Annotated in this window: 8 protein-coding genes; 3 read left to right on the forward strand and 5 right to left on the reverse strand. The window is 42.2% G+C overall.

What is annotated here, in order from left to right; translation table 11 throughout:
* Positions 1–226 precede the first annotated feature (226 nt).
* From murI to gmk, 5 genes are all read right to left on the reverse strand, one after another.
* Positions 227–1,021 (reverse strand): glutamate racemase, encoded by a 795-nt coding sequence (murI, locus tag C3007_RS08805; RefSeq protein ID WP_103854101.1) that lies wholly within the window; start codon positions 1,019–1,021, stop codon positions 227–229.
* Positions 1,022–1,088: 67 nt separating this feature from the next.
* Complete coding sequence (gene recG / locus C3007_RS08810; RefSeq protein WP_103854102.1) at positions 1,089–3,170, reverse strand: ATP-dependent DNA helicase RecG; 2,082 nt, start codon at positions 3,168–3,170, stop codon at positions 1,089–1,091.
* Positions 3,170–5,293 (reverse strand): bifunctional GTP diphosphokinase/guanosine-3',5'-bis pyrophosphate 3'-pyrophosphohydrolase, encoded by a 2,124-nt coding sequence (spoT, locus tag C3007_RS08815; protein ID WP_103854103.1) that lies wholly within the window; start codon positions 5,291–5,293, stop codon positions 3,170–3,172. The genes recG and spoT overlap by 1 nt, the downstream gene beginning before the upstream one ends.
* Before the next feature lie 75 nt (positions 5,294–5,368).
* Positions 5,369–5,635, reverse strand: coding sequence for a DNA-directed RNA polymerase subunit omega (rpoZ, locus tag C3007_RS08820; RefSeq protein ID WP_103854104.1), 267 nt, complete (start codon positions 5,633–5,635; stop codon positions 5,369–5,371).
* A gap of 66 nt (positions 5,636–5,701) precedes the next feature.
* Positions 5,702–6,328: a guanylate kinase gene (gene gmk / locus C3007_RS08825; protein WP_103854105.1), complete on the reverse strand. Its 627-nt coding sequence runs from the start codon at positions 6,326–6,328 to the stop codon at positions 5,702–5,704.
* 281 nt (positions 6,329–6,609) lie between these two features.
* Here gmk and gapA point away from each other — a divergent pair, with 281 nt between their 5' ends.
* From gapA to nrdD, 3 genes are all read left to right on the forward strand, one after another.
* Entirely contained in the window at positions 6,610–7,614 is a 1,005-nt protein-coding gene (gene gapA / locus C3007_RS08830) for a glyceraldehyde-3-phosphate dehydrogenase (protein WP_103854106.1), read from the forward strand.
* A 309-nt stretch (positions 7,615–7,923) separates the two neighbouring features.
* On the forward strand, positions 7,924–9,720 hold the full coding sequence (locus C3007_RS08835; RefSeq protein WP_103854107.1) for an AMP-dependent synthetase/ligase: 1,797 nt from the start codon (positions 7,924–7,926) through the stop codon (positions 9,718–9,720).
* A gap of 301 nt (positions 9,721–10,021) precedes the next feature.
* The gene (gene nrdD / locus C3007_RS08840) at positions 10,022–12,148 is read left to right on the forward strand and encodes an anaerobic ribonucleoside-triphosphate reductase (protein WP_103854108.1); all 2,127 of its coding nucleotides are present in this window, start codon (positions 10,022–10,024) and stop codon (positions 12,146–12,148) included.
* Positions 12,149–12,200: the final 52 nt, after the last annotated feature.

The following is a 12,200-nucleotide window of genomic DNA, read 5'->3' on the forward strand; positions in this document are numbered from 1 at the left end:
ACAACGACGCGATGTGTATCTTTCAATTTCTACAACGTCGCGTCGTTGTGTGCGACGTATTATAGGCTTCTGAAAAATCTTTGCAACCCATTTTTGCAAAAAAATGGCAAAAAATGCGAAAAACCATCTCAACTGATTATTTTGAAATCACACCGATGAATTATCAGGCAAAGTGCGGTGGAAAATTAGCAAAATTTTTACCGCACTTGATTTATTTCACATATTCTTATTCACCTAAAGTGAGCGCGTGCAATTCTGCAAAACCAAATTGTTTAAATACCTTTAATAAAGCGAGCTGTTCTTTGCTTTCTTTTGTGCAATAAACCAGATTATCTTTAGCTGATTTTTGCTGCGATTCACCAAGTAAATCTTTCACGCGCTTGGCGATGGCTTTGCTAGGATCTAAAAAATATTTCACTTGTGGTAAGCAAGCTTTTAATTCTGCTTTTAAGAATGGAAAATGTGTGCAACCTAAAATCACCGTATCCAAAGTTAAATTTCGTTGCCAATCTTTGACCTCGCGTAAAAGCCTAATGGGATCAACGGGATAGCCTTGCAATTTTTCTTCTGCAATTTTAACTAATTCTGTACTGCCCAACTTTTCTACTTTGCAATGGCTTGCGTAGTCTTGGATCAATTTATCTACATAAGGGCGTTTTACGGTGCCTTTGGTGGCGAGTAAGCCGATGACGCCTGTTTGTGTTTGTTGAGCAGCAGGTTTGATAGCAGGAACCGTTCCTACAACAGGGCAAGAAAATTTTTCGCGCAAGGCAGGCAGAACCACGGTGCTTGCGGTATTGCAGGCAATCACAATTAAATCGAGTGGCTGTTGCTGCGCGATTTTCTGACAAATTGCCACGCAACGCTCAATGATTGCCTGTTCAGCTTTTTCAGAATAAGGGAAAAAAGCATTATCCAAACAATAAAGATAGTGGCAGTCTGGTAACAAGGCTTTCACTTCACGATAAACGCTTAAGCCGCCAATGCCTGAATCAAAAAATAAGATGGTTGGTGCTGTCATTTTTGTAGGAAATTCATTGATATTGAGATGATCTTATACCTTCGTTCAGCACATCTCAAGGTAAAGTTTACGCATTGGAATAAATGGTTTTCTCATCAAGCCAACGCTGAATCAAGGCCTCAGAAAGTTGTGGATATTTGCTGATCATTGCTCTGGCATAATGCTGAACTGTTGGGATCATTTTGCGATCGCGCATTAAATTCGCCACTTTAAATTCCGCCACACCAGTTTGTTTTGTGCCTAACACTTCACCCGGCCCGCGAATTTCCAGATCTTTTTCTGAAATGTAAAAGCCGTCTTGGCTTTCACGCAGTACTTGCAGACGTTTTTTCGACACCTTGCCCAATGGCGGTTTGTACATTAGCACGCAAAAAGAAGCCGTACTTCCGCGCCCTACTCGTCCACGCAATTGGTGAAGTTGAGATAGCCCAAGGCGTTCAGCATTTTCAATAATCATCAAGCTGGCATTAGGCACATCTACGCCCACTTCAATCACGGTGGTTGCTACTAACACATCTAACTCGGCGGCTTTGAAACTTGCCATAATCTCTTGTTTTTCAGTCGGTTTCATTCGCCCGTGAACTAAGCCAATGCGTAAATTTGGCAGCGCTTTGGTTAAATCTTCCCAAATGGCTTCCGCTGCTTGCGCTTCCAACACTTCGCTTTCATCAATGAGCGTGCAAACCCAGTACGCCTGCCGTTTTTCATTCACGCAGGCCTGATACACGCGCGCGACAATTTCTGCACGGCGCTCTTCTGAAATGGCAATAGTGGTGATCGGCGTTCGTCCTGGGGGTAATTCATCAATAATAGAAGTATCCAAATCTGCATAAACCGTCATCGCTAAGGTTCGCGGAATTGGGGTGGCGGTCATAATCAGCTGATGTGGATAATTTCCCGACTTTTCGCCTTTTTCGCGTAACATTAAGCGTTGATGTACGCCAAATCGGTGCTGTTCATCAATAATCACTAAGGCGAGATCATTAAATTCTACGTCCTGTTGAAACAAGGCGTGCGTTCCCACAATCATCTGCACTTCGCCTGTTTTCATCTGTTCTAGCACCGCTTGGCGAGCCTTGCCTTTGACTTTTCCTGCCAGCCAACCGACTTTGATGCCTAAAGGCTCAAACCAATTTTGGAAATTGGCAAAATGCTGTTCCGCCAAAATTTCTGTCGGCGCCATAAGTGCCACTTGCTTTTGATTGTCAATTGCCACCAGTGCAGCTAATGCCGCGACCAAGGTTTTCCCCGATCCCACATCGCCCTGCACTAATCGCATCATTGGATAAGGCTTTTGCAGATCTTGCTCAATATCCTGCACAACGCGGCTTTGCGCATTAGTCGGGCTAAATGGCAAACGCTGTAAAAATTGCTGTTTTAGATCGGTTTGATACTGCAATGGCAAGGCAAAAAATTGTTGAATATTCGACCGCACTTTTTGCATTGCTAAATTATGCGCTAATAATTCTTCAAAAATTAACCGCACTTGTGCAGGGTGCTGTCCTTTTTCCAGCATTTCTAAAGAAACATCAGGCGGTGGGCGGTGCAAAAATCGGATCGCCTCTTTTAAGCTATAAGGATAAGGATTGAATTCATCAGGCAGAATTTCTGGCAACTGAATTTTATCAAGCAAAGCCAGCGCTTGATCCGTTAATTTGCGTAAAGAATTTTGCTTTAAGCCTTCTGTGGTGGGATAAATTGGCGTCAGGGTTTCGGCCATTACCAAAGGAGCATCATCACGAATAATTTGATATTCAGGGTGATGAATTTCCGCCATAAAACGACCGAGCTTCACTTCGCCGAAGGCTTTGACTCTCGCGCCCACTTGGAAGCTATTGCGCATTGCTGCGTTAAAGTTGAAAAAACGTAAGGTTAATTTTGATGTGCCGTCCGACACTACTACAGTTAAAATTGGGCGGCGTCCAAACTGGACTTCGCAAAGCTGAACCGTGGCGCTAATTGTGGCATATTGTTCAGGGCGAAGATCGATTATGGGCGTAATTCTTGTGCGGTCTTCATAACGGCTAGGCAGATGAAAAAGTAAATCTTGCAGATTATTAATGCCAATTCGACTCAATTTTGCCGAAACCGCTGCCCCCACACCAGAAAGCGTGGTCAGCGGAACTGCACCAAGAATTTCCGTAGCCATTAGCGATTTATATTACGTTCAATGCTGACAAAACCGGGTAAGGTTTTGATTTTCCGCATAATTTGACTTAAATGATGGGTATCTCTTGCCGTCAGTAACACCACGATTTGATATAAACGACCGTCTTGTTCTTCCGTCCAAATGCTATGAATATTGCTATCCATCGCGGAAATATTAGAGGTTAAATTCGGCAGCGCCCCTTGCTGATTAATCATTTCAATGCGTAATTCGGTTTCAAATTCCACTTTGTTATCGCTTTTCTCCCAGGTTACTGGGGTGAAATGCTCTGGATTTTCTTTTCGATTACGCAGGTTTGCACAAGCCTCGTGATGCACCACTAGGCCTTTCCCTGGGCTTGCGTATGCCACAATCGGATCACCCGGAATTGGGTGGCAACATTGCGCAAAAGTGGTAAGCAGGCTTTCATTGCCGTTAATGGCAAAAATATTTTTGTTGTTGCTGAGATCGCCGTCTGTATCAATTTCAATACTTTCACCTAATAAGCGATAAGCAATCACGGCGCTCATTTGGTTACCTAAACCAATTTCCGCCAATAAATCTTCAAAACGATTAAGTTTTAGATCGCTTAATAATTCATCAATACGTTGCTCAGAAATTTGTTCTAATTTATGTGGTAATAACGCATTAGTAAGTTGGCGTTTACCAAGAACGATCGCCGTATCTGAACGCAGATTTTTCAAGGAGTGGCGAATATTAGAACGGGCTTTTGCAGTTACCACAAAATTCAGCCAGCCCACATCAGGTTGTGCTGTCGGTGCGGTGATAATTTCAATGGTTTGCCCTGATTGCAATGGTTGTGAAAGGGGATAAGGTTTGCGATCCACATTGGCTGCAATACAAGCATTGCCAATGCCAGAATGCACCGCATAAGCAAAATCTACTGGGGTGGCGCCCACTGGCAATTCCACAATACGCCCTTTCGGGGTGAACACATAAATCTCTTTCGGGAAAAATTCTGATTTGACACTTTCAATAAATTCAAAAGAATTACCCGCACTTTGTTGCAATTCAATCAGACTTTGCAACCAGCGCTGCGCGCGAATTTGTGCGGTGGTGCTATCATTCTTACCACCTTGTTTATACGCCCAATGCGCTGCTACGCCCATTTCCGCAGTTTGATCCATTTCTTCCGTGCGAATTTGCACTTCCACCGGAACGCCGTGTGGGCCAATCATCGAAGTATGCAGGGATTGATAGCCATTTGCTTTTGGCACAGCGATATAATCTTTCACACGCCCCGGACGTGGCTTATACAAACCGTGCATTTGTCCTAGCACTCGGTAGCAAGTGTCCACATCTTTCACCACTGCACGGAACGCATAAATATCCATAATGGAATGAAATTGCTGATCTTTTAAGCGCATTTTTTGATAAATGGCATAAAGGTGTTTTTCTCGCCCAAATACACGTGCTTCAATGCCCACATCTGCTAAACGCCCTTTGATTTCATCAGAAATCCGTTCGATCATATCTTTGCGGTTACCACGCGCAATTTGAATGACTTTTTGTAACACAGCATAACGCTGTGGGTGCATTGCTTCAAAGCCGAGATCTTCTAGCTCATTTTTAATATGTTCGATCCCTAAACGATGGGCAAGTGGGGCGTAAATTTCCAAGGTTTCTTTCGCAATTCTACGCCGTTTGTCAGGGCGTAATGCGCCAAGGGTACGCATATTGTGGGTGCGGTCAGCCAGTTTGATCAGAACAACGCGAATGTCTTTGGTCATCGCCAAAATCATTTTGCGGAAATTTTCCACTTGGGCTTCTTGGCGGGTACGGAATTTGAGCTTATCTAATTTAGATACGCCTTCCACAATTTCAGCAACACTTGCGCCAAATTCTTCTTTGAGCTGTTCTTCGGTGTAAGGGGTGTCTTCAATCACATCGTGCAACAATGCGCCCATCACGGCTTCGTGATCTAAACGCATTTCTGCAATAATTGATGCCACCGCAACAGGGTGAGTAATGTACGGCTCGCCGCTGGAGCGAGATTGTCCTTCGTGTGCATCTCGTGCGATAACGTATGCTCGTCTTACTAATTCAATTTGTTCAGGCGGTAAATAGCCTCGGATAATATGCTCTAAACGTTCAAATAAGTACAAAGGACACCTAACTTTTTATTCAAATTTTATTGCCAATGATAAAAATGGAACAAAAAACAACCGCACTTTTATCGCTTATGAAGATAATAAAGACACTGCGTGATGCTCTGTTGCTTCTTGCTCTAAAGTATCTTGGCGCTCGTGCGCATTCATAATTTCGTTATTAATCAAGCCTTTTTCAATTTCACGCAAGGCGATTACCGTTGGTTTATCGTTATCTTCTGGAACTAAAGGTTCACGCAAATGTAATTGTAATTCTCTTGCACGGCGTGCTGCGGTTAAAATTAAATCGAAACGGTTACCAATTTGCTCTACCGCATCTTGCACTGTTACACGAGCCATAAATTTACTCCAATCAGTTAAAATTCTTCAATAAATAAAAGAGATCTAATGATACTAAAATGTCAATTATTTTGCCAGTAATTGATGAATTAAAGCGATATTTTGCGCTTGTTGATAGCTTTTCGTTAAACATTCCGCACGCAAAATATGCTGTAAATCCGCCACTGCTTGCTCGAAATTATCATTAATAATCACATAATCATATTCGTCATAGTGGGACATTTCACTGGTAGCTTTTGCCATACGATCAGCAATGACTTCTGCGCTATCCTGCCCGCGTCCAATTAAACGGCGCTCCAATTCTTCAACCGATGGGGGCAAAATAAAAATACTTTTAACCTGTGGCAATTTAGCGCGAATTTGTTGCGCCCCTTGCCAATCAATATCTAAAAAAACATCAATGCCTTGCGCCAAACTTTTTTCAATGGTCGGCAAGGACGTGCCATAATAATTGCCGCCAAACACTTTGGCATATTCCAAGAACAAATCTTGTTCGATTAGACGTTCAAATTCTTCTTTACTGACAAAATGATAATGCACACCGTCCACTTCACCGGGGCGTGGCGCACGCGTGGTATGGGAAACAGAAACCATCATTTCACGCCCATTATCTTTCGCCAATAAGGCGGCGATTAAAGATGATTTCCCCGCGCCGCTTGGGGCTGAAATAATATAAAGGTTACCTTGGCTCATTGTTTATCCTTAATTTTCATCAAATTTCGTTCATTATGCCGATAAATCGGAAAAAAATCATTAGAAGTGCGGTGTTTTTTCATTTAATTTTAACAAAATAAAAACAAGCTAACTGGCTGATCCGCAAAGTTTTGATGTAGATCACAAATGTTTTACGGTTTTCTTGCGAGTTAGTTTCACCCTACCTAAAAAGCGTGCTATAATCGACCGCGAACGGAAAATAGAATGATTTCTATGCACCGTAACCCTTTTGTTTAACTTAAATTATAGGTGAAAAACTTATGGCTATTAAAATTGGTATCAATGGTTTCGGCCGTATCGGTCGTATCGTATTCCGCGCAGCACAACAACGCGATGACATCGAAGTTGTAGGTATCAACGACTTAATTGACGTTGAATATATGGCTTATATGTTGAAATATGATTCAACTCACGGTCGTTTCGATGGCACTGTTGAAGTGAAAGACGGTCATTTAGTGGTGAACGGTAAAACAATCCGTGTAACTTCTGAGCGTGATCCTGCAAACCTTAAATGGAACGAAATCGGTGTTGATATCGCAGTTGAAGCAACAGGTATCTTCTTAACAGATGAAACTGCTCGTAAACACATTGAAGCAGGCGCGAAAAAAGTTGTTTTAACCGGTCCTTCTAAAGATGCAACTCCAATGTTCGTAAACGGCGTAAACTTTGATACTTATGCTGGTCAAGACATCGTTTCAAACGCATCTTGTACAACAAACTGTTTAGCACCATTAGCGAAAGTAATTAACGACAAATGGGGTATCAAAGACGGTTTAATGACAACTGTTCACGCAACAACTGCAACTCAAAAAACAGTTGATGGTCCTTCAGCGAAAGACTGGCGTGGTGGTCGTGGTGCTTCTCAAAACATCATTCCATCTTCAACAGGTGCAGCGAAAGCAGTAGGTAAAGTAATTCCTGAATTAAATGGTAAATTAACTGGTATGGCGTTCCGTGTTCCTACACCAAACGTATCTGTAGTTGATTTAACTGTAAACCTTGAAAAACCAGCAACTTACGCTGAAATCTGTGCAGAAATCAAACGTGCTTCTGAAAACGAATTAAAAGGCGTTTTAGGCTACACTGAAGATGCAGTAGTATCAACAGACTTCAACGGTTGTGCATTAACTTCTGTATTCGATGCAGAAGCAGGTATCGCATTAACTGATACTTTCGTTAAATTAGTATCTTGGTACGATAACGAAACAGGTTATTCAAACAAAGTATTAGACTTAGTAGCTCACATTCACAACTACAAAGGCTAATTAAAAACCCTTTAAAATTAAGCCGCACTTTTAAAGTGCGGTTTTTTTCGCCACATTTTTATTGCTGTGATTGATTATCTCTGATTTCCCTGCCTGCTTTTTGCTAAGAATATCCTGCTTTTTCACATAAAAATGAACAACTGTTCGCTCGCTAAAACTGTTATATTGCTCACAAAATCACTGATTATCCGTAGTTTTCAACGGATTTTTCTCGCTTTTTCTTTGATTAACGATTATATTTAGCCTTACAACTGTACGCTAAAATGCAGTAATTTATTAAAAACGATTTGTTAAATAGGAAAAAGAAGAATGACAAACACCCTTGATTTTCATTTTGTTAGCCGCTTTCAACAGCAGGCAAAAACATTAAAAAATAACACCGCACTTCGTTATTTTGAAAATCAACAATGGCACGATATTTCTTGGGCTGACTTTCAGCAGCAAGTAAACGCCCTTTCTCTTGCGTTGCTTGCCCATCATATTGATGTACAAGATAAAATTGGTATTTTTGCACACAATATGCCACGCTGGACAGTCGCTGATATTGCCACTTTGCAAATTCGTGCTGTTACCGTGCCTATTTACGCCACAAACACCGCGCAACAAGCGGCATTTATCATTAATGATGCCGATATTAAAATTCTGTTTGTTGGCGATCAAGAACAGTACGATCAAGCCCTACAAATCGTTGCAGATTGCCCGCAGTTACAACATATTGTTGCGATGAAAGATAGCATTCAGCTGCACAATCACCCACTGGCTTACCGTTGGGCAGACTTTGTCGCCACAGGCTCGCAAACTAATTCCGCAGAATTACAACAGCGTCTTGATGAAAAACAACTCAATGATCTATTTACCCTGATTTATACTTCTGGTACCACAGGCGAGCCAAAAGGCGTAATGTTGGATTATGCCAACCTTGCTCATCAGCTAAAAGCTCACGATCAGGCATTAAAACCGATTACAGAACAAGACGTTTCCCTTTCTTTCCTGCCGTTCTCCCATATTTTTGAACGTGCGTGGGTGGCCTATGTGCTACACCGTGGCGCGGTGAATTGTTATATTGAAAACACCGATCAAGTGCGTGCAGCGTTAAGTGAAATCCGTCCGACATTAATGTGCGCCGTACCACGTTTTTACGAAAAAATTTACACTGGGATCCACGATAAAGTGCAGCAAGCGCCAAAACTGCGCCGTGCCTTATTTAACTGGGCGATGAAAGTGGGACATCGTTATTTTGATCGTAAAAGCCAAAAACAACCCATTCCATTTTGGCTTAAACAGCAATTTTTCTTAGCGGATAAATTGGTGCTGAGCAAATTACGCAACCTACTCGGTGGACGTATTCGTATGATGCCGTGCGGCGGGGCAAAATTAGAACCTACCATTGGGCTATTTTTTCACAGCATTGGCATTAATATTAAGCTAGGTTATGGTATGACGGAAACTACCGCCACCGTTTCGTGCTGGGAAGATGATCATTTCGAGCCAAATTCTATCGGCAAGCTAATGCCGGGTGCGGAAGTAAAAATTGGCGAAAATGACGAAATCTTAGTGCGTGGCGAAATGGTAATGCGTGGTTATTACAAAAAACCAGAAGAAACGGCCGCCGCTTTTACTGCTGATGGTTTCTTAAAAACTGGTGATGCCGGTCAATTAGATGAACAAGGCCATCTTTACATCACCGATCGCATCAAAGAGCTAATGAAAACCTCAAACGGCAAATATATTGCGCCACAGCACATTGAAGGCAAAATCGGCAAAGATAAATTTATTGAGCAAATTGCCGTGATCGCTGATGCGAAAAAATATGTTTCCGCCTTGATCGTGCCTTGTTTTGCTTCTTTAGAAGAATATGCGAAAAAGCTCAATATCAAATATCAAGATCGTATGGAATTGATCAAACATTCCGAAATTATTCAGCTGTTTGAAAAACGCTTAAATGAATTGCAAAAAGAGCTGGCGAGCTTTGAGCAAGTGAAGAAATTCACCCTGCTACCACAGGCTTTCACCACCGCAATGAACGAAATTACTCCAACCTTAAAACTACGCCGCAAAGTGATTTTAGAACGTTATAAAGCGCAAATTGAAAAAATGTATAAATAATAAAGTGCGGTGATTTTTCACCGCATTTTTATTATCAACTTTTCCCCTAACCGCAAAAATTGCTGAATTTTCCACCGCACTTTTATTTTTATAAACTTTGATCTAAATCAATAAAACAAAACATTTATTGAGAACAATTCTCATCAACAAAGATAAAAATAGCCCAGTAAAATCAACTCATTCACCCCATTTCGTTCAAAAAACAAGCTAAAAAACCCTAATTTTTGTCTGTTGAATTTAGCAAAACATCTATATATAGTGCTTTCAGAATTATAAAGACACAAGATATAGGGGTTGTACAATGAGTTCGTTTTTTGTGATTAAACGCGATGGTTCACGCGCACAATTCGATATTCAGCGTATCGTTAATGCTATTCGTAAAGCGGCATTGGCGGTTGGCATTGAACAGGACGATTATTGGCAAAAAATGGGGCAACAGGTTGCCAATGGCATTTTTGCCAAGTATCAGCAGGAAATTGACATTCACGATATTCAGCGGCTGGTTGAAAACCAGTTAATGGTGAGTGATTATCCGCAAGTAGCACGCGCCTATATTGAATATCGCCACGATCGTGATTTAGCGCGAGAAAAGCGTAGCCAGCTCACGCGTGAAATTGAAGGGCTGATTGAGCAAAGCAACGTGGAGTTGCTTAATGAAAATGCCAACAAAGACGCGAAAGTGATCCCAACGCAGCGGGATTTACTGGCAGGCATTGTGGCGAAACATTATGCTAAACGTTACATTCTGCCGCGTGATGTGGTGGAAGCGCACGAAAAAGGGGAAATTCATTATCACGATTTGGATTACGCCCCATTCTTCCCAATGTTTAATTGTATGTTGGTGGATCTCAAAGGAATGCTCACCCAAGGTTTTAAAATGGGCAATGCAGAAATTGAACCACCAAAATCCATCGGGACGGCAACGGCAGTTACCGCGCAGATTATTGCCCAAGTTGCGAGCCATATTTACGGTGGCACAACCATTAATCGCATTGATGAAGTGCTTGCGCCCTATGTGCAACTGAGTTATGAAAAGCATTTAAAAACTGCCCAACAATGGAATGTACCTGAGCCTGAAAATTATGCTAAGGCGTTGATTGAAAAGGATTGTTTTGACGCGTTCCAATCCTTGGAATATGAAGTGAATACGCTTCACACGTCCAATGGGCAAACCCCTTTTGTTACCTTTGGTTTTGGTTTAGGCACGAGCTGGCAAGCACGTTTAATTCAGCAAGCCATTTTACGCAACCGCATTCGTGGCTTAGGCAAAAATCACAAAACGCCCGTCTTCCCGAAATTGGTCTTTACCATTAAAAAAGGCGTAAACCAACAAGCTGGCGATCCTAATTACGACATCAAACAACTGGCGTTGGAATGTGCTTCTAAACGAATGTATCCCGATATACTCAATTATGAACAAGTGGTCAAAGTAACAGGCTCTTTTAAAGCCCCAATGGGTTGCCGCAGTTTTTTAGGCGCGTATGAACAAGAGGGCGAATTACAGCACGATGGACGCAATAACCTTGGCGTGGTTAGCCTGAATTTACCGCGTATCGCGCTTGAAGCCAAAGGCGATGAGCAGCGTTTTTATGCCTTACTTGATGAACGCCTTGCCATCGCGAAAAAAGCCTTAATGACGCGCATTGCTCGCCTTGAAAACACCAAAGCACGGGTTGCCCCTATTTTATATATGGAGGGTGCGTGTGGCGTGCGATTGAAAGCTGATGACAACGTAGCGGAGATCTTCAAAAATGGCCGTGCTTCCATTTCCCTTGGCTATATTGGCATTCACGAAACCATTAACGCGCTTTATCCGCAACATCATATTTATGATGATGAACAATTGCGACAAAAAGGCATTGCGATTGTGGAATATTTAGCCCAAGCTACCAAACAATGGCGACAAGAAACTGGCTACGCGTTTAGCCTTTATTCCACCCCAAGCGAAAATTTATGCGACCGTTTCTGTCGTTTAGACACCAAACAATTTGGCGTGATAACTGGCGTAACCGACAAAGGCTACTACACCAACAGCTATCATTTAGATGTGGAGAAAAAGGTCAATCCTTACGACAAACTGGATTTTGAAATGCCTTACCCACCACTGGCGAACGGCGGATTTATTTGCTACGGCGAATACCCTAATATTCAGCACAATCTCAAAGCCTTAGAAGATGTTTGGGATTACAGCTACGACCGCGTGCCTTACTACGGCACCAATACACCGATTGATGAATGTTATGAATGTGGTTTCACTGGCGAATTTCACTGCACCAACAAAGGCTTCACCTGCCCTAAATGCGGCAACCACGACAGCGAAAAAGTTTCCGTCACCCGCCGAGTCTGCGGCTACCTAGGCAGCCCAGACGCCAGACCGTTTAATGCAGGGAAGCAGGAAGAGGTGAAAAGAAGAGTGAAGCATTTATAGATGGGGAATGGCGTTTTATTTTGGGGTTAAATTTTGTTTTATCGTCAAATCG

The organism is Avibacterium gallinarum, assembly GCF_002921135.1.
GTDB classification, from domain to species: Bacteria; Pseudomonadota; Gammaproteobacteria; order Enterobacterales; family Pasteurellaceae; genus Avibacterium; species Avibacterium gallinarum.

Bases quoted from the DNA above. Each gene is read 5' to 3' on its own strand.
- murI (WP_103854101.1), bottom strand. From the start codon at position 1,021: ATGACAGCACCAACCATCTTATTTTTTGATTCAGGCATTGGCGGCTTA.
- recG (WP_103854102.1), bottom strand. From the start codon at position 3,170: ATGGCTACGGAAATTCTTGGTGCAGTTCCGCTGACCACGCTTTCTGGT.
- rpoZ (WP_103854104.1), bottom strand. From the start codon at position 5,635: ATGGCTCGTGTAACAGTGCAAGATGCGGTAGAGCAAATTGGTAACCGT.
- gmk (WP_103854105.1), bottom strand. From the start codon at position 6,328: ATGAGCCAAGGTAACCTTTATATTATTTCAGCCCCAAGCGGCGCGGGG.
- gapA (WP_103854106.1), top strand. From the start codon at position 6,610: ATGGCTATTAAAATTGGTATCAATGGTTTCGGCCGTATCGGTCGTATC.
- C3007_RS08835 (WP_103854107.1), top strand. From the start codon at position 7,924: ATGACAAACACCCTTGATTTTCATTTTGTTAGCCGCTTTCAACAGCAG.
- nrdD (WP_103854108.1), top strand. From the start codon at position 10,022: ATGAGTTCGTTTTTTGTGATTAAACGCGATGGTTCACGCGCACAATTC.